Source organism: Paucibacter aquatile, from assembly GCF_002885975.1.
GTDB classification, from domain to species: domain Bacteria; phylum Pseudomonadota; class Gammaproteobacteria; order Burkholderiales; family Burkholderiaceae_C; genus Paucibacter_A; species Paucibacter_A aquatilis.
Window position 1 is genome coordinate 174,963 of record NZ_POSP01000001.1, and the last position, 16,263, is coordinate 191,225.

Sequence of the window (16,263 nt, forward strand, 5' to 3'; positions counted from 1 at the left end):
GACGGTTAGGACGACTCACTCATGGAACGCGATCAGGCCTCGAAATTCATCAACGATCTGCTGCGCCTGATGATCTCGCGCAAGGGCTCGGATCTGTTCCTCACGGCCGAGTTTCCGCCCGCCATCAAGGTCGACGGCAAGGTCACCAAGGTCTCGCCCCAGCCCCTGACCGGCCAGCACACGCTGCAGCTGGCGCGTTCCATCATGAACGACAAGCAGGCGGCCGAATTCGAGCGCAACAAGGAATGCAATTTCGCCATCTCGCCGCAAGGCATTGGCCGCTTCCGCGTCAATGCCTTTTTGCAGCAGGGCTCGGTGGGCCTGGTGCTGCGGACGATTCCAGCCGATCTGCCGACCATTGCCTCGCTGGACCTGCCACCGGTGCTGCGCGAGGTGGTGCAGTTCAAGCGCGGCCTGGTGATCGTGGTGGGCGCCACCGGCTCGGGCAAGAGCACCTCGCTGGCCGCCATGATCGATGAGCGCAACCAGACCACCTTCGGCCACATCATCACCATCGAAGACCCGATCGAGTTCGTGCACCCGCACAAGAACTGCATCGTCACCCAGCGCGAGGTTGGCATCGACACGGACAGCTGGGAGTCGGCCCTGAAGAACTCCCTGCGCCAGGCGCCCGATGTGATCCTGATGGGCGAGCTGCGCGACCGTGAGACCATGGAGCATGCCGTGGCCTTCGCCGAAACCGGCCACCTCTGCATGGCCACCCTGCACGCCAACAGCGCCAACCAGGCGCTGGACCGCATCATCAACTTCTTCCCCGAAGAGCGGCGCAGCCAGCTGCTGATGGACCTGTCTCTCAATCTGCGCGCCCTGGTTTCGCAGCGCCTGCTGCCGCGCCGCGAGGGCAAGGGCCGGGTGGCGGCGGTCGAGATCCTGCTCAACACGCCGCTGGTGTCGGACCTGATCTTCAAGGGCGAGGTCGGCGAGATCAAGGAGATCATGAAGCGCTCGCGCGAGCAGGGCATGCAGACCTTTGATCAGGCCTTGTTCGATCTCTACGAGAGCGGCAAGGTCACCTACGAAGACGCGCTGCGCAATGCCGATTCGGTCAACGACCTGCGTCTGCAGATCAAGCTCAACAGCGAGCGCGCGCGTTCCGGCGATCTGAGCACCGGCACCGAGCACTTCACCATCCTCTGAGCTCGCGGCCGACCTCGGCTGCGTTCCTGCCCTGGTTTAGAGTCGGGGCATGAACGCTGCCACCACCCACCCACATCTCCCCACCGGCGCCGCCGCGCGCGCTTACGACGACCTTCCTTCTCAGCCTGTGGCCTTCCTGGGCCTGGGTGTGATGGGCTATCCCATGGCCGGCCACCTGGCCCGCGCCGGCCACCAGGTGACGGTCTACAACCGCACGGCCAGCAAGGCCGAGGCCTGGGTCGCTCAAGAGGGGCAAGAGCGCGGCTGCGCCGCCGCCACGCCGCGCGAAGCGGCCCAAGGTGCGCGCATCGTGTTTGCCTGCGTAGGCAATGACGAGGACCTGCGCTCGGTGGTGCTGGGCGAGCAGGGCGCCTTCGCCGGCATGGCGCCGGGGGCGGTGTTTGTGGATCACACCACGGCCTCGGCCGAGGTCGCCCGTGAGCTGCATGCCGAGGCGCGCCGCCTGGGTCTGCACTTCATCGACGCGCCCGTCTCGGGCGGTCAGGCCGGTGCCGTCAACGGTGCGCTGACGGTGATGTGCGGCGGCGATGCCGAGCCCTTCGAGCAGATCCGCCCGGTGACCCTGGCCATGGCCAAGGCGGTGACACGGGTGGGCGAGTCGGGCGCGGGTCAGTTGGCCAAGATGGTCAACCAGATCTGCATTGCCGGCTTGGTGCAAGGCCTGGCTGAGGCCATCGCCTTTGGCGACAAGGCCGGCCTGGACATGAAGCAGGTGCTCGATGTCATCGGCAAGGGCGCGGCCCAGAGCTGGCAGATGGACAACCGCGGCAAGACCATGGTGGACGGCAAGTTTGACTTCGGCTTTGCCGTCGACTGGATGCGCAAGGACCTGGGTCTGGTGCTGGACGAGGCGCGTCGCAACGGTGCGCGCCTGCCGGTGACGGCCGTGGTCGACCAGTTCTATGCCGATGTGCAGGCTGCGGGCGGTGGCCGGCTGGACACGTCCAGCCTGATCCAGCGCCTGAAGTAAGCAAATCGCCGGCTTGTTGGCCGGCTCATTGGCTCGTTTACTTGCCGGTTTACTTACCGGCGCCCTCGACGCGCTTGGGCGTCAGCCGGGCCAGTTCTTCTTCGCTGATGATCTCGAAGGCGCGCACCACTTTTTGCACGCCGCTGACACCGCGGGCGATCTCGACCGCGCGGTTGGCTTCGCGTTCGGTGACGCGACCCATGATGTAGACCGTGCCGCGCTCCACCACCACGTAGAAGGCATTGGAGATCAGGTCGCGGGCGTCGACCAGGCTGAGCTTGATCTTGCTGGCCAGGGTCACGTCGCTGGCGCGGCTGCTCAGCGAGCTGTTGCCGAGCACGGCGGTTTCGTTCAACACCTGGCGCACGTTCTCGACCTCGGCGGCAATCTTCTCGACCCGGGCGCGTTCGGCTTCGCTGGCCACTTCACCCGTCAGCAGCACCATGCGGTTGTAGGCGTTGACGTTGACATGGCCTTTGTCGCCGATCTGCTCGCGGATGCGCGTGGAGGTCTTGAACTCGATGCCTTGGTCTTCGACCTGGGTGCCCGAGGTGCGGCGGTCGGTGGCGACCAGGGCGCCGCCCATCATGGCGCCACCCAGCACCAGGGGGGCGCAGGCGGTGGACATGAAGGCTGCGCCCAGCGCGAGCAGCAGGACCGAGGTTCGGGCGTTGCGGTGTTGAAGCAGTTTCATGGGCAGGGCTTGGCTGTGAGTCGGTGAAGAAGGGGCGCGGCGGGAACGGGCGGCGGAGCGTGAAGGCTCTGCCGGCTCATTCATTCACTCGCGCCCAGCAATTGCAGGTCGAGCGCATCGCACAGACAGTGCGCCAGCAGACGCTGGGCCTCGGACACGCGGGCGGCGCGGCTGTGCGGCACGCGGATCTGCACATCGGTGTCTTGCAGCAGGGCGCGCATTTCGTCGGTGGGGCTGCCGGTCAACGCGATCACGCTCATCTCCTGGGCGTGAGCGGCCTCCAGCACCGGTGCCCAGCGGGCTTGCTGATCGGGCTGGGCTTCGAAGATCAGCAGCAGATCACCGGGGTGGCCGTGGGTCTGTACCTGGCGGGTCAGGGCGGTCTCGGCGCTGCAGCCGTGGGCCTGGCCGTCCAGGGCCCAGGCGGCGAGGCCGGGGCGGTCTTGTTCAAAGCGGCCCACCAGCAGGGCGGCCATGTAGCTGGCATCCAGGGCCGACAGACCTTGGCCGCAGCAGAGCACGCGGCCACCGCTGGTGATGCCCTCGATCAGCATCTGCGCGGCGTCGGCCAGAGGGCGCGACAGGTTCTCGGCCACCTGGTACAGCAGGTCGGCGCTTTCGAAGAACTGGGTTTGGATTCTTTGCTCTAGCATGTGGCGGGATCATAAGCGAGTGCAGGCAAACCCTGGGTTCGCCGCCCAGGGCGCGCGATCCGGCACGCGGGGGCGTAGAGGCCGAGTCTTGAAGCAGGCCCCGAATTCCTCAAGCCGCATCGAAGGCCGCGACCAGCCACTCCACCTGATCGCCATCGATCGCCACCACATCGAAGCGGCAAGGCGGTGGGCTGGCATGCCGCAGCAGGTAATGCTGGGCCGCGTAAATCAGTCGGGCCTGCTTGCGGGAGGTGACGCTGGCCGCCGCGCCGCCGTGCGAGAGACCGGCCCGGGCGCGCACCTCGACAAAGACCAGGGTGCCGTCGCGGGCACGCAGAATCAGATCCACCTCGCCCGCGCGGGCGCGCGGCCCGGCGGCGACCCGATAATTGCGCTCCAGCAATTGCAGGCCCTGGGCCTGCAGATGGCGCAGGGCCGCGTCCTCGGCGGCCTGGCCCAGGCGCTGGCGCGCCGTCGGCGTGCCGCTGCTTGCTGTTGCGGCTGCCTTGCTGGCCGACGCGCCCGTCTTTTTCGGAGAAGCCCACTTGAACATCGATGCCTCCCTGCTCCTGCAGGCGGCTGCGGCCGCCGCGGGTGGCCAGCAGTATCCTGCAGCCACGCTCTATGTGGTGGCCACGCCCATCGGCAATCTGGCGGACATCAGCCTGCGGGCCGTCCATGTGCTGAGCCTGGTCGATGCGGTGGCCTGCGAGGACACCCGGGTCAGCGCCGGCCTGCTGCGCCATCTGGGCCTGCACAAGCCACTGGTCAAGCTGCACCAGCACAACGAGCATGAGGCCAGCGCCGACTTGCTGGCGCGGCTGAAGCAGGGCGAGCGCATCGCCTACATCAGCGATGCGGGCACGCCCGCCATCTCCGACCCTGGCGCGGTGCTGGTGGCGGCGGTGGCCGCGGCCGGGCTGCGCGTGCTGCCCTTGCCGGGTGCCAGCAGCACGGTCACGGCGCTCAGCGTGGCCGGTGACACGGCGGCCGAAGGTTTCGAGTTCGCGGGTTTCCTGCCCACCAAGACCGCGGAGCGCCGCAGCGCCATGCAGGCTTTGACGGGCAGCCGGCGCAGCCAGGTGCTGTTCGAGGCGCCGCACCGCATCGAGGCCCTGCTGGCGCTGCTGGCTGAGCTCTGCCCGGAACAAAGGGTGACGGTCTGCCGCGAGCTGACCAAGCAGTTCGAGACCGTGCACACCGCGCCGGCCGCCAGCCTGCCGGCCTGGCTGGCCGCCGATGCGCAGCGCGAGCGCGGCGAGTTTGTGCTGGTGCTCCACGCCGTGCGCGCCAGCCAGGCCGCAGCCGAGGACCTGCCGGCCGAGACCCTGCGCACGCTGGATCTCTTGCTGCGCGATCTGCCGCTCAAGCAAGCCGTCAGCCTGGCGGCCGAGTTGAGCGGCGCTTCGCGCAACCGCCTCTACGAGCTGGCCTTGGAACGAAAGAAGAACCCCGCTGAGGATTGATCCTGGCGGGGTGTGGGCTGGCGTCTGGCGCCAGCACGTCAGCGCTCAGGCCCTTATTGACCCGTCGCGGTCTTTTCGTTGTGCTTGGCGCGGTGGATGGCCGCGCTCTTGCGCTCCTGCATGCGGTGCAGATGGCGGCGCTCTTGCTGGGTGACGGTGCCATCGGCCTTGGCCTGGGCTTCGGCGTTCTGCACGGCGGCCTGGCCGCGCTCCAGGCGCTGGGTTTCCTGGGCGGTCAAGGCGCCCGAGGCGGCGCCCTGGGCGATGCGGGCCTGTTGGTGGGCCTGGCGCTGGTCCACGCGCGGGGTGGCCGGCGTCTGGGCCTGGGCGGTGCTGGCGATCAGGCCCAGCAGGGCCGTGCCGATCAGGGAGAGGCGGAGCTTGCGAGTCATCATCGTGGCGGCAGCGTTCATGGGGTGAAGACCTTGTGTCGATCCGGCCCGAGGGCAGGGGGTGGTGGGGTGGGATCAAGCTGCGGATGTGCGGGCTTGATGCTGTTCACAACGCCGCCTTCTCGCGCTGCGGTGACTGTTGGGCGGTAAAGATCCGTGAAGCTCTGTGTGCCACTGTGCCTGTCGGGTTCAGGGCTCAGGGCTCAGGGTTCAGGCTTCAGTCATCAGGCCTCACGCCGCAAGCGCTGCGCGGCGCTGTCGCGATGCGGCTGCACCGGTTGCAGTGCACCTGCCCGAGCCAGGCCAAAGGCCGGCATGTTCAGGTAGATGCTCTCGTGCTCGCCGGCTCGCACCGAGTAGGTCTCGTGCCAGACGCCGACGGTGCCGTTGTTGCCGACGGCCTTGTTGAAGGCCGCCCAGGCCGGCAGGTGGGCCGATTGGCGGTCTTTCGCGTAGGCCAGCAACTGGTCCATCGAGCGCCAGTACTGCACGCCGATGACGGTGCGGCTGAACCACATCTCGGCGTGCAGCAGGCCGCGCTCGGGCTGGGCGCGCAGCTCGGCCAGCATGCGTGGCATGACGGCCGCCACTGGCCACCATTTGTGCAGCAACCAGGGTTTGTTGATGCGCATGCCAATCAGGAAGACGACAAAGTCGCCGTCGATCTGGGCCGTCATTCTTTGAGCGTGGATCATGAAGGAGGGAGTCAGGGAAACATCGACAGGGCTGCAGTGTCGGCGCCGGCTTCGTGTTTCGGAACTGGCTATATTGCGACCCAGATATTCATTTTTGAATTGGGGGCCGCATGGCACTGGATTGGTCGCATGTGCAGATTTTTCTAGCCCTGGCCGAAGCCGGCTCGCTCAATCGGGCTGCGCCGCAGCTGGGTCTGAGCCAGCCCACCCTGGGCCGGCAGCTGGTGGCGCTGGAAGAGTCGCTGGGCCAGGCCTTGTTCGAGCGCCACAGCCGGGGCTTGAGCCTGACCGAGGCCGGCCAGGCCTTGCTGCCGGCCGCACGGCGCATGCGCGAGGGCGCGCAGGAGCTGGCCCTGGCCTTGGCCGCGCGCGATCAATCGCTGGCCGGCACGGTGCGCCTGACCGCCAGCGATACGGTGAGCACCTATTTTCTGCCGCCGGTCTTGCATGCCCTGCGCCAGCGCTACCCCGAGGTGCAGATCGAGCTGGTGGTCAGCAACGAGCAGGAGGATTTGCAGCAGCGCAGCGCCGACATCGCCCTGCGCATGGTGCGGCCCGAGCAGGAGATGCTGGTGGCGCGCAAGCTCAGCGAATGGCCGGTTGGCGTGTTTGCCCACCGCGACTACATCGCCCGTCGCGGCCTGCCGCAGATGGCCAATGTCCTGGAGCACGACTGGCTGGGCTACGACCGCTCGGACCGCATGTTGCGCGGCTTTGCCGCGGCCGGCATGCCGGTGCCGGTGAGCTTCTTTGGCCTGCGCTGCGACAACCAGGTGGTGGTCTGGGAGGCCATGCGCGCCGGCATGGGCCTGGCCGTCAGCGCCGTCGCCCTGGGTGAACGCGACCCGGCGCTGCAGCAGGTGCTGCATGAGCTGCCGATCGAGCCGCTGCCTCTGTGGCTGACCGCCCACCGCGAGCTGCGCGACACGCCGCGCTTGCGAGTGATCTACGACGCCCTGGCCCAGGCCTTCGCGCGGCCGTTCTGATTCAGCGGCAGGGCCAATCGGGCGCCGCCCCTGCGCGGCCGCGCCCGCTCCTACAATGGCTCGCATGATCTCGCGCGAACCCACTCTTGCCCGCCTGGTAGCAGCCCGCAGCCAATTGCTGGAGCCTTACGGCCTCAGTGAACATGTTCTGACCAAGGCCTTGCGCCTGATCACCGAACACCGGGTTGACGATGCCGACCTGTATTTCCAGACCACCCGTGCCGAGGGCTGGAGCCTGGAGGAGGGCATCGTCAAGAGCGGCTCCTTCAGCATCGACCAGGGCGTGGGTGTGCGCGCTGTGGCCGGCGAGAAGACCGCGTTTGCCTACTCCGACGATATTTCCGAAGCGGCCCTGATGGACGCCGCCCTGACCGTGCGCAGCATCGCCGCCGCCGGCCAGAGCCGCCGCGTCAAGGTGCCCAGCGTCGGCACGGTGGCGCCCAGCCGTGCGCTTTACGGCGCGGCCGACCCGATCGCCAGCCTGGACAGCACCGAGAAAGTCGCCCTGCTGGAGCGCGCCGAGCGCATGGCCCGGGCCAAGGACCCGCGTGTGGCCCAGGTCATGGCCGGCCTGGCCGCTGAGCATGATGTGGTGCTGGTGGCGCGCGCCGACGGCACCCTGGCCGCCGATGTGCGGCCCTTGGTGCGCATGTCGGTGACCGTGATTGCTGAGAGCAACGGCCGCCGCGAGGTGGGCAGCGGCGGCGGCGGCGGCCGCTTCGGCCTGGCCTATTTCACCGACGAGATGATCGCCAGCTATGTCGATCAGGCCGTCAATGCGGCCCTGACCAACCTCGACTCGCGCCCGGCCCCGGCCGGCGAGATGACCGTGGTCCTGGGCCCGGGCTGGCCCGGCGTGCTGCTGCACGAGGCCATCGGCCACGGCCTGGAAGGCGACTTCAACCGCAAGGGCTCCAGCGCCTTCGCCGGCCGCATCGGCCAGCGTGTGGCCGCCAAGGGCGTGACGGTGCTGGACGACGGCACCATCCCCGACCGCCGCGGTTCGCTCAATGTCGACGACGAGGGCTGCGCCTCGCAGCGCAATGTGCTGATCGAGGACGGCATCCTCAAGGGCTACATCCAGGACGCGATGAACGCCCGCCTGATGAAGGTGGCCCCGACCGGCAATGGCCGCCGCGAGAGCTATGCCCACCTGCCCATGCCGCGCATGACCAACACCTACATGCTCGGTGGCGACAAGGATCCGAAGGAAATCATCGCCAGCATCAAGAAGGGCCTGTACGCCACCAACTTCGGCGGTGGCCAGGTGGATATCACATCGGGCAAGTTTGTCTTCTCGGCCAGCGAAGCCTTCTGGGTGGAAAACGGCCAGATCCAGTACCCGGTCAAGGGCGCGACCATCATTGGTAACGGTCCAGATGCACTGACTCGCGTCACCATGATCGGCAATGACATGCAGCTGGACACGGGCGTGGGCGTCTGCGGCAAGGAAGGCCAGAGCGTGCCCGTGGGCGTGGGCCAGCCGACCCTGCGCATCGATGGCCTGACCGTAGGCGGCACCGCCTGAGACCTGTTGTGCCAAGACCTCAGTGCCCCGATCGGCGCTGAGCGTTTGTCAAAAGCTGCGTGCTACATTCCAGCCCATGCACTCGCCGAAGACCTATTTCTTTAGCTTTTTTTGGTTCTCTGACCGCACCGGCGGCCGAGAGGTGAGCGCGTAAGCCAAGCACGACAAGCAAGCACAGCGCACAAATCTCAAGAAACCGCCGGGTCCACCACCCGGCGGTTTTTTTTCGTCTCTTGAGCCGCGCTGCATCGAACACAGACCACGGAAAGTGAGAGTCACGCCCATGAATGCCAAGTCCGCCAAACCGGAGATTCAGGCTGAACGCTGGTACTCGCAAGAGGACAAGACCAGCGCGACCGATGACGAGCGCATCGTCGACATCACGCCGCTGCCGCCGCCGGAGCACTTGATCCGTTTCTTCCCGATCCGCGGCACGCCGATGGAGCAGCTGATCGCCGGCACGCGCCAGAGCATCCGCAAGATCATGCAGCGCAAGGATGACCGCCTGCTGGTCATCATCGGCCCCTGCTCCATCCACGACCCGGCCGCGGCGCTGGAGTACGCGCGCCGCCTGTTGCTCGAGCGCGAGAAGTACGCCGACACGCTGGAGATCGTCATGCGCGTCTACTTCGAGAAGCCGCGCACCACGGTGGGCTGGAAGGGCTTGATCAACGACCCCTACCTCGACGAGAGCTACCGCATCGACGAAGGCCTGCGCATCGCCCGCCAGCTGCTGCTGGAGATCAACCGCCTGGGCGTGCCGGCCGGCTCGGAGTTCCTCGACGTGATCTCGCCCCAGTACATCGGCGACCTGATCTCCTGGGGCGCCATCGGCGCACGCACGACCGAGAGCCAGGTGCACCGCGAGCTGGCCTCGGGTCTTTCAGCACCGATCGGTTTCAAGAACGGCACCGACGGAAATATCAAGATCGCCACCGACGCCATCCAGGCGGCCGCCCGCGGCCACCATTTCCTCTCGGTGCACAAGAACGGCCAGGTCGCCATCGTCGAGACCAAGGGCAACAAGGACTGCCATGTGATCCTGCGCGGTGGCAAGGCGCCCAATTACGACGCCGAGAACGTGGCTGCTGCCTGCAAGGACCTGGCCGCCTCCAAGCTGGACACCACGTTGATGGTGGACTGCTCGCATGCCAACAGCTCCAAGCAGCACCTGCGTCAGCTCGAAGTGGCGCGCGATGTGGCGGCGCAGATCCGCGCCGGCAGCCAGAGCATCTTCGGCGTGATGGTGGAAAGCCATCTCCACGACGGCGCCCAGAAGTTCACGCCGGGCAAAGACGATGCCCGCAAGCTTGAGTACGGCAAGAGCATCACCGACGCCTGCCTGGGCTGGGACGATTCGATCGAGGTGCTGGAGGTGCTCAGCGCTGCGGTGAAGGCGGCGCGCGCGTGATTTGAGTCCCTGCCCGGCGGCCCGGTTCTGAGCCAGAATCGGGCCGTTCCAGCCCCGAAAGGCCCGCGATGCGCAGTGAAGTGAAGGTCGTGTTCAGCCCGCTCCAGCAGTTCGATCTGGTGGTGGATGCCGAGGAAGTCTTGAGCTTTGAGGCCGCCCGCAAGTGGCTGGATGAGCAGTACGTCAAGAACGAGTGCGAGCCCATGCGCGGCTCGGGCAAGGTCTTGCTGGCCGACAAGATTCTCGGCGTGGCCGCGGCCGTGGGCCCGGCGGCCTTTAGCGACCCGGCCTGGGCCATGGACTACGCCCGTGCCACCAGCGGGGCCTTGAGCAAGGCCTTGCTCAAGGTCGACGTGGCCAAGCGCACGCTGTCTTACTGAAGCTGCGGCGCCGGCAGCTGCCAGCCCAGCTGCAGTGAAGCCAGGCGCAGCGCCGCCACCACCAGCATGCCGCTGAAGAAGGCGATCTGGCGCGGCAGGCCCAGGGCCCGCAGCAGCAGATAGGCCGCAATGCCGCCGATGGCCGCGCTGGCGTAGATGTCCCGGCGCAGCAGCAGGGGCACCTGGCCGGTCAGCAGATCACGCAGCACACCGCCGCCGCTGGCGGTGATGGTGCCCAGCAGCACCACGACCAGACGTGGCTTGCCGGCCTCTTCGGCGATTTCGGCGCCGCACAAGGCGAACAAGGCCAGGCCCAGGGTGTCGGCCAGCACCAGGGCGACATGGCCGCTGGCCAGGGCCTGGCTCCAGCGGCTGGCGGCCAGGGCGGTCAGCAGGGCGGTGAGGCCGATCACCTTGATGTAGCGCGTGTCCGTCATCCAGAAAATGGGGTGGCGACCGAGCAGCAGGTCGCGCAGGGTGCCGCCGCCGATGGCGGTGATGGCGGCCAGCACCAGCACGCCGAACAGGTCCAGCCCGGCCTGCATGGCGGCCAGGGCGCCGCTGCTGGCGAACACGGCCACGCCTGCGAGATCCATCCAGTACAGGATGGCGCGGGCGCGCGGGGTCAGGGATTCTTTGTCGTCGGCAGCAGCGGGATTCATGGGGCCGGATTTTCGCAGCCCCACCCGGCCGCCCGGCAAAACTTGCAGCCCGGGCTCTTGAAGCCCCGGGCTGCGTCCCCACATCCCGCTCACCAGCGCGGGCGGCAAGCCGTTCCGCGCCCATCGTCTTTTTGTTTGTCTTTTGTTTTTCAAAGATCCACGGGCACGCCATGACACAAAAACAAACCCATGCCTTCCAGGCCGAGGTCAAGCAGATCCTGCACCTCGTCACCCATTCGCTGTATTCCAACAAGGAGATCTTCCTGCGCGAGCTGGTCTCCAATGCCTCGGACGCCTGCGACAAGCTGCGCTTCGAGGCGCTGGACCATGCCGAGCTCTTCGAGGACACGCCGAACCTGGAAGTTCGGGTCTCGTTTGACGAGGCTGCCCGCACCGTCACCATCAGCGACAACGGCATCGGCATGAGCGCCGAGGAAGCCATCGCCCACCTGGGCACCATCGCCAAGAGTGGCACGCGCGAGTTCATGGCCAAGCTGGAGGGCGACCAGAAGAAGGATGCCAACCTGATCGGCCAGTTCGGCGTGGGCTTCTACTCGGGCTTCATCGTCGCCGACCGCATCACCGTCGAAACCCGTCGCGCCGGCCTGAAGGCCGAAGAGGGCGTGCGCTGGACGTCGGAAGGCACGGGCGACTACGAGGTGGAGACCGTCACCAAGGCCGGCCGCGGCACCGATGTGATCCTGCATCTGCGCGAGGGCGAGGATGAGTTCCTCAAGACCTGGCGCCTGAAGTCGGTCATCAGCAAGTACTCCGACCACATCTCCCTGCCCATCCTGATGAGGAAGGAAGAGTGGGACGCCGAGGCCGCCAAACAGGTGCTCAAGGACGAGTGGGAGTCGGTCAACAAGGCCTCGGCCCTGTGGTCGCGCTCCAAGAGCGAGATCACGCAAGAGCAGTACGACGAGTTCTACAAGCAGATCAGCTACGACACCGAGGCGCCGCTGGCCCACACCCACAACCGCGTGGAAGGCCGCAGCGAGTACACCCAGCTGCTCTACATCCCCAAGAAGGCGCCGTTTGACCTGTGGAACCGCGACAAGCGCGGTGGCGTCAAGCTCTACGTCAAGCGCGTCTTCATCATGGATGACGCCGAGGCGTTGATGCCGGTCTATCTGCGCTTCGTCAAGGGCGTGATCGACTCGGCCGACCTGCCGCTCAACGTCAGCCGTGAGCTGCTGCAGGAAAGCCGCGATGTGAAGGCCATCCGCGAGGGTTCGACCAAGCGTGTGCTGGGCATGCTGGAATCGCTGGCCGACAGCGAGGATGCAGCCGATCGCGCCAAGTACGCCGATTTCTGGAAGGACTTCGGCCAGGTGCTCAAGGAAGGCATCGGCGAAGACCACCAGAACCAGGAGCGCCTGGCCAAGCTGCTGCGCTTCGCCTCCACCCAGGCCGACGAAGGCGTGTCCCTGGCCGACTACCTGAAGCGCGCCAAGGAAGACCAGGAGGCGATTTACTACATCACCGCCGACAGCTTGAGCGCCGCCAAGAACAGCCCGCAGCTGGAGATCTTCCGCAAGAAGGGCATCGAGGTGCTGCTGCTGACCGATCGTGTGGACGAGTGGATGCTCTCCCACCTGTTCGAGTTCGAAGGCAAGCCGCTGCAATCGGTGGCCAAGGGCGCCATCGACCTGGGCAAGTTGCAGGACGAAGAGGAAAAGAAGAAGGCCGAGGAAGCCGCCGAAACCTTCAAGCCCCTGCTGGACCGCCTGAAGGAAGCGCTGAAGGCCCGTGCCAAGGATGTGCGCGTGTCCACCCGTCTGGTCGATTCGCCCGCCTGCATCGTGGTGGAAGAGGGCGATATGAGCGGCCATCTGGCCCGCCTGCTCAAGCAAGCCGGTCAAGCCGCGCCCACCTCGCTGCCGACCCTGGAGATCAACGCCGAGCACGTCCTGATCAAGAAGCTGGACGGCGCCGCCCAGTTCGACGATCTGGCCCAGGTGATCTTCGACCAGGCCGTGCTGGCCGAGGGCGGTCATCTGGAGGACCCGGCCGCTTACGTGCGTCGTGTCAACGCCATGCTCTTGGGCTGATGTTTCCTCAACGTCCTGCTCGATGAAAAAAGCCCGCCATCTGGCGGGCTTTTTCATGCGGAGCGCGCGCTCAGACTGAGCGGCGACGGCCGGCGCAAACGCCCAGCAAGGCCAGGGCCACCAGCGACAGCGTCGCGGGCTCTGGCACGTGGTTGGATGCGGGGGCAGCGCCAGTCAAGGAGATCGAATCGACTCCAAAGTCGTTGCCGTAGCCCCAGTCGAGCCAGCCGCCGCCTTGGTAGTAGCCCGACAGTTGGTATTCGTTCTTCAGTGTGATTTGAGCTGTTGTGGCAGCGCCAGAATTCCAGCTCAAGCTGATTAGGTTCCAGCCGCCTGTGGCAGCCTTGACGATGCCACCGACATTGCTGCCGTTGATCTGCGCTTGGATGGGCACGTTGTAGGGTGCATAGCCTGCGTAGTCGTCCTGCACGTAGAACTGGAGCGTGTAATCGCTGTTGGCGGCAATGTCGAAGACGGAGCTGATGAAGAAGCGATGGTCGGGTTCCGGGCCTGTGCGGGTGCCCAGGTTGAAGTAGGCGCCACTCTGCCCGCCGGAGCCGACAACGCAATTGCCTTGGCCTTGGCAGTCCGACCAGTAGGCATCACCGCGAGTCCAGCCGTTGAAACCGTTGTCAAAGCCTTCGCTATAGACAACGCCAGCTTGTGCGCCACCGGTGAAGAGGCCCCCAACGAAGGCCAGAGTCATGGCGCTGAAGAGTTTTTTGGATTGCATAAGTTGCTCATTCAAAGAGGTTTGAACCAGAACCCGACAGCTCAGCGCCACGTCCCGCGCAGCGCCTGAGCGCTGGCTTGACATGGCCTCCGTTCCATGGGGAGAAGGCAACATTCAGTTACAAGTTCCGTGCCAGCTTGATACAGCTCAATGAATCAAGGAGTTAGGGCCCGGAGCTTGTTGGGCTGCGGGATTCTGTAAAGCTGACCGACAGATCCTGGATGCCAGGGGGCTCGAAAGACGCGCACCTTCCTAGCGGAAACCCTCATCGAACTGAACCCCGCCTTCATCGAGGAAGTCATCCACGGGGCGTTCGTCCTTGGGCGTCATGGCCTCCAGTTGCTCGCCCAGTTTGGCGACCTGGTCATGCCAGTAGTTGGACGTACCGAACCAGGGGAAGGCGAGCGGAAAGGCCGGGTCGTTCCAGCGTTTGGCCAGCCAGGCGCTGTGGTGAATCATGCGCAGGGTGCGCAGCGGTTCGATCAGGCGCAGTTCGCGGCGGTCGAACTCGGCCACCGTCTCGTAACCGTCCAGCACCCAGGAAAGCTGCTGGCGCGCCGCCACTTCGTCGCCGGAGAGCAGCATCCACAAGTCCTGCACCGCCGGGCCGGTGACGGCGTCGTCCAGGTCCACAAAATGCGGCCCATGGTCGGGCGTCCAGAGGATGTTGCCGGGGTGGCAGTCGCCGTGCAGGCGCAGCACCTTCAGCTCCGGGATGCTGTCGAAGATGTGCTGGATGCGGCTCAGGCAGGCCTGCACCACCGCGTCCCAGGCGGGGAAGACTTCGATGGGCACGCAGTCCAGGGCGACCAGCAGATCGCGGGCCATGCGGCCGGGCTCGGCACCGGCCCAGCGCAGGCGGTGCTCGAAAGGGCGCTGCCGGCCGACCGTGTGCAACCGGGCCAGCAGGCGGCCGATCCAGCGCAGCACCTCAGGGTCTTCCAGCTCGGGCGCCCGCCCACCTTGGCGCGGGGTGACGGCAAAGCGCTGGTCGCCGAAATGCGCCAGCGTCGCCGGTGTGCCGGCCAGGTGCAGCTGGCCCTTGATGTCTTGCAGCGCCCAGGGCGCGGCCACGGGCACCTCGGCCTCGGCCAGCTCGCGCGCGAACTGGTGCTCTTCGAGGATCTGCGCGTCGCTCCAGCGCCCGGGCCGGTAGAACTTGGCCACCGCAATGCGCCCATCCTCCAGGTGCAGCTGCAGCACCCGGTTCTCGTAGGAGTTCAGCTGCAGCATGCGGCCGTCGCCGTAGAGGCCGGCGGCGTCCAGCGCATCCAGCATGAATTCGGGGGTCAGGGAGCCGAAGCTGCGGTCCAGGTCTGGGTTCATGGGTGGGGAAAAGAAAAAGCGGCGCCGGACCTCGTTCGGTCCGGCGCCGCAGTATCGCCTGGGCGCTGTTGGGGCTGTGGGGGCTGAGGCTTTGGCCGAAGGGCCTGCGCCTTCAGCGGGGCAGCCGGCCGCCGTAGCGCGGCGAGTCGACCACCAGGCCGACGATGTCGTTGGGCGCCTCGTCCGGGTATTGCGCGTCGGCGTTCAGCGGCTCACCGAAAGGCACCGAGTTCTGGAAGGCCGGGCCGCCACGGTGGCTGCTGTGTCCGCGGGGCGGGGCATCGACCATGCCGTTGTTGTCGAAGCGGCTGTCGGGCGCGAAGAAGGAGTCGTGGAACACGGCCGAGTCTTGCCACAAGCCTTTGCGGCTGGCGCGGCGCGGGGTGCTGCCGTTGAGGCTGGGGCGCGAGGGCGACACAGCGCCAGGCATTGGCGCGGCCTGCGGGCCACGCGAGTTGCTGTTGCTGAAGGGCACCAGGAGTTGCAGCTCGGCCGCGCTGGGCAGGTTGTCGATGGCGCAGCGCAGGTAGCGCACGCGGCAGGCGCCCAGCACCGACTGCTTGATCTGCAGGCCGCGGCCCGAAATGCCGCGTTCGCTGTCCAGGTCGACGGCCGCCAGCACGCGGCCGTTGGGGCTGCAGATGGCGAAGGTGACGTTGATGGCGCCCAGCAGGTCGAACCAGTAGCGCACTTCCTGCGCCTCGGTCGGCTGGCAAAAGCGCACCAGGGGCAGCTTGGACAGGATCACATGGTGGGGCAGGGCTTCCTTGAGCAGGCGGTAGACGCGCCGCTCATCGCTGCTGAACACCGGCCGGGCCGTCAGCGACCATTCGGTCGGCAATGGCTTGGTCGGCGGCGCCGAGCGCCGCAGCACCCACAGCAGGGCCAGCGCCAACAGGCCGAAGCCCGAGGCGAGCGCGATGATCCACGGAATGGTGCTTTGCATGCCCTCGACAGCCCCAATGGGTTTGAATTCTTTGCGCCTGTGATCAGGTGCTTATTCACCAAATGTAGCGCAGGAAGATGACATGTAACTGGGTGTATCCCCTGGTTCAGGGGCGCCAGTTCGCGGGGTCGGTGGGTGAAGCGAAAGGGTGTGCGAAACGCGACTTTCGCTGTTCCTCAGGCGGCGCC

The 16,263-nt window shown here is 66.6% G+C and carries 17 protein-coding genes; 8 read left to right on the forward strand and 9 right to left on the reverse strand.

Features of this window, described 5'->3' with window-relative positions; genetic code table 11:
- Positions 1–21 precede the first annotated feature (21 nt).
- Together C1O66_RS00840 and C1O66_RS00845 are read left to right on the forward strand one after the other, a co-directional pair.
- Positions 22–1,158: a PilT/PilU family type 4a pilus ATPase gene (locus tag C1O66_RS00840; protein ID WP_102766116.1), complete on the forward strand. Its 1,137-nt coding sequence runs from the start codon at positions 22–24 to the stop codon at positions 1,156–1,158.
- 49 nt (positions 1,159–1,207) lie between these two features.
- Entirely contained in the window at positions 1,208–2,149 is a 942-nt protein-coding gene (locus tag C1O66_RS00845) for an NAD(P)-dependent oxidoreductase (RefSeq protein ID WP_102766117.1), read from the forward strand.
- A 49-nt stretch (positions 2,150–2,198) separates the two neighbouring features.
- Here the strand turns inward: C1O66_RS00845 and C1O66_RS00850 are convergent, their stop codons facing one another.
- From C1O66_RS00850 to C1O66_RS00860, 3 genes are all read right to left on the reverse strand, one after another.
- Entirely contained in the window at positions 2,199–2,843 is a 645-nt protein-coding gene (locus tag C1O66_RS00850; RefSeq protein ID WP_243392656.1) for a BON domain-containing protein, read from the reverse strand.
- An 80-nt stretch (positions 2,844–2,923) separates the two neighbouring features.
- Positions 2,924–3,496, reverse strand: a complete 573-nt coding sequence (locus C1O66_RS00855; protein ID WP_102766119.1) for an SIS domain-containing protein — start codon at positions 3,494–3,496, stop codon at positions 2,924–2,926.
- 109 nt (positions 3,497–3,605) lie between these two features.
- On the reverse strand, positions 3,606–4,049 hold the full coding sequence (locus tag C1O66_RS00860) for a YraN family protein (RefSeq protein WP_102766577.1): 444 nt from the start codon (positions 4,047–4,049) through the stop codon (positions 3,606–3,608).
- Between C1O66_RS00860 and rsmI the strand changes: the two genes are divergently transcribed.
- On the forward strand, positions 4,042–4,962 hold the full coding sequence (rsmI, locus tag C1O66_RS00865; protein ID WP_102766578.1) for a 16S rRNA (cytidine(1402)-2'-O)-methyltransferase: 921 nt from the start codon (positions 4,042–4,044) through the stop codon (positions 4,960–4,962). The two genes, C1O66_RS00860 and rsmI, sit on opposite strands and share 8 nt — an antisense overlap.
- 53 nt (positions 4,963–5,015) lie before the next feature.
- On the opposite strand, the gene C1O66_RS00870 is transcribed toward rsmI, so the two are convergent.
- Both C1O66_RS00870 and C1O66_RS00875 read right to left on the reverse strand, forming a co-directional pair.
- Positions 5,016–5,375, reverse strand: coding sequence for a hypothetical protein (locus C1O66_RS00870; RefSeq protein WP_102766120.1), 360 nt, complete (start codon positions 5,373–5,375; stop codon positions 5,016–5,018).
- 203 nt (positions 5,376–5,578) lie between these two features.
- Positions 5,579–6,049: a DUF4188 domain-containing protein gene (locus tag C1O66_RS00875; RefSeq protein WP_102766121.1), complete on the reverse strand. Its 471-nt coding sequence runs from the start codon at positions 6,047–6,049 to the stop codon at positions 5,579–5,581.
- Positions 6,050–6,159: 110 nt separating this feature from the next.
- On the opposite strand from C1O66_RS00875, the gene C1O66_RS00880 reads away from it, so the two are divergent.
- From C1O66_RS00880 to C1O66_RS00895, 4 genes are all read left to right on the forward strand, one after another.
- Positions 6,160–7,035, forward strand: a complete 876-nt coding sequence (locus C1O66_RS00880) for a LysR family transcriptional regulator (RefSeq protein WP_102766122.1) — start codon at positions 6,160–6,162, stop codon at positions 7,033–7,035.
- Between the two features lie 64 nt (positions 7,036–7,099).
- On the forward strand, positions 7,100–8,563 hold the full coding sequence (tldD, locus tag C1O66_RS00885) for a metalloprotease TldD (RefSeq protein WP_102766123.1): 1,464 nt from the start codon (positions 7,100–7,102) through the stop codon (positions 8,561–8,563).
- A 283-nt stretch (positions 8,564–8,846) separates the two neighbouring features.
- A complete protein-coding gene (locus C1O66_RS00890) occupies positions 8,847–9,974 on the forward strand; it encodes a 3-deoxy-7-phosphoheptulonate synthase (RefSeq protein ID WP_102766124.1) in 1,128 nt (375 codons plus the stop codon).
- Positions 9,975–10,042: 68 nt separating this feature from the next.
- Positions 10,043–10,354, forward strand: a complete 312-nt coding sequence (locus tag C1O66_RS00895) for a hypothetical protein (RefSeq protein WP_102766125.1) — start codon at positions 10,043–10,045, stop codon at positions 10,352–10,354.
- Here C1O66_RS00895 and C1O66_RS00900 read toward each other — a convergent pair.
- On the reverse strand, positions 10,348–11,016 hold the full coding sequence (locus tag C1O66_RS00900) for a trimeric intracellular cation channel family protein (protein ID WP_102766126.1): 669 nt from the start codon (positions 11,014–11,016) through the stop codon (positions 10,348–10,350). The two genes, C1O66_RS00895 and C1O66_RS00900, sit on opposite strands and share 7 nt — an antisense overlap.
- 170 nt (positions 11,017–11,186) lie before the next feature.
- Between C1O66_RS00900 and htpG the strand changes: the two genes are divergently transcribed.
- Positions 11,187–13,070 (forward strand): molecular chaperone HtpG, encoded by a 1,884-nt coding sequence (gene htpG, locus C1O66_RS00905; RefSeq protein WP_102766127.1) that lies wholly within the window; start codon positions 11,187–11,189, stop codon positions 13,068–13,070.
- 70 nt (positions 13,071–13,140) lie between these two features.
- Here htpG and C1O66_RS00910 read toward each other — a convergent pair whose 3' ends face one another.
- The 3 genes from C1O66_RS00910 to C1O66_RS00920 form a co-directional block, all read right to left on the reverse strand.
- Positions 13,141–13,887 carry a PEP-CTERM sorting domain-containing protein gene (locus tag C1O66_RS00910; RefSeq protein ID WP_165794411.1) on the reverse strand — a complete coding sequence of 249 codons (747 nt, stop codon included), beginning with the start codon at positions 13,885–13,887 and terminating at the stop codon, positions 13,141–13,143.
- A 168-nt stretch (positions 13,888–14,055) separates the two neighbouring features.
- Positions 14,056–15,129: a serine/threonine protein kinase gene (locus C1O66_RS00915; protein ID WP_102766129.1), complete on the reverse strand. Its 1,074-nt coding sequence runs from the start codon at positions 15,127–15,129 to the stop codon at positions 14,056–14,058.
- Positions 15,130–15,241: 112 nt separating this feature from the next.
- Positions 15,242–16,075 (reverse strand): DUF2726 domain-containing protein, encoded by an 834-nt coding sequence (locus C1O66_RS00920; protein WP_102766130.1) that lies wholly within the window; start codon positions 16,073–16,075, stop codon positions 15,242–15,244.
- Positions 16,076–16,263 lie beyond the last annotated feature (188 nt).

Bases quoted from the DNA above. Each gene is read 5' to 3' on its own strand.
- C1O66_RS00850 (WP_243392656.1), bottom strand. From the start codon at position 2,843: ATGAAACTGCTTCAACACCGCAACGCCCGAACCTCGGTCCTGCTGCTC.
- C1O66_RS00920 (WP_102766130.1), bottom strand. From the start codon at position 16,075: ATGCAAAGCACCATTCCGTGGATCATCGCGCTCGCCTCGGGCTTCGGC.
- htpG (WP_102766127.1), top strand. From the start codon at position 11,187: ATGACACAAAAACAAACCCATGCCTTCCAGGCCGAGGTCAAGCAGATC.
- tldD (WP_102766123.1), top strand. From the start codon at position 7,100: ATGATCTCGCGCGAACCCACTCTTGCCCGCCTGGTAGCAGCCCGCAGC.
- C1O66_RS00840 (WP_102766116.1), top strand. From the start codon at position 22: ATGGAACGCGATCAGGCCTCGAAATTCATCAACGATCTGCTGCGCCTG.
- C1O66_RS00895 (WP_102766125.1), top strand. From the start codon at position 10,043: ATGCGCAGTGAAGTGAAGGTCGTGTTCAGCCCGCTCCAGCAGTTCGAT.
- C1O66_RS00915 (WP_102766129.1), bottom strand. From the start codon at position 15,129: ATGAACCCAGACCTGGACCGCAGCTTCGGCTCCCTGACCCCCGAATTC.
- C1O66_RS00845 (WP_102766117.1), top strand. From the start codon at position 1,208: ATGAACGCTGCCACCACCCACCCACATCTCCCCACCGGCGCCGCCGCG.
- C1O66_RS00860 (WP_102766577.1), bottom strand. From the start codon at position 4,049: ATGTTCAAGTGGGCTTCTCCGAAAAAGACGGGCGCGTCGGCCAGCAAG.
- C1O66_RS00910 (WP_165794411.1), bottom strand. From the start codon at position 13,887: ATGTCAAGCCAGCGCTCAGGCGCTGCGCGGGACGTGGCGCTGAGCTGT.
- C1O66_RS00870 (WP_102766120.1), bottom strand. From the start codon at position 5,375: ATGAACGCTGCCGCCACGATGATGACTCGCAAGCTCCGCCTCTCCCTG.
- C1O66_RS00855 (WP_102766119.1), bottom strand. From the start codon at position 3,496: ATGCTAGAGCAAAGAATCCAAACCCAGTTCTTCGAAAGCGCCGACCTG.
- C1O66_RS00875 (WP_102766121.1), bottom strand. From the start codon at position 6,049: ATGATCCACGCTCAAAGAATGACGGCCCAGATCGACGGCGACTTTGTC.
- C1O66_RS00880 (WP_102766122.1), top strand. From the start codon at position 6,160: ATGGCACTGGATTGGTCGCATGTGCAGATTTTTCTAGCCCTGGCCGAA.
- C1O66_RS00900 (WP_102766126.1), bottom strand. From the start codon at position 11,016: ATGAATCCCGCTGCTGCCGACGACAAAGAATCCCTGACCCCGCGCGCC.
- C1O66_RS00890 (WP_102766124.1), top strand. From the start codon at position 8,847: ATGAATGCCAAGTCCGCCAAACCGGAGATTCAGGCTGAACGCTGGTAC.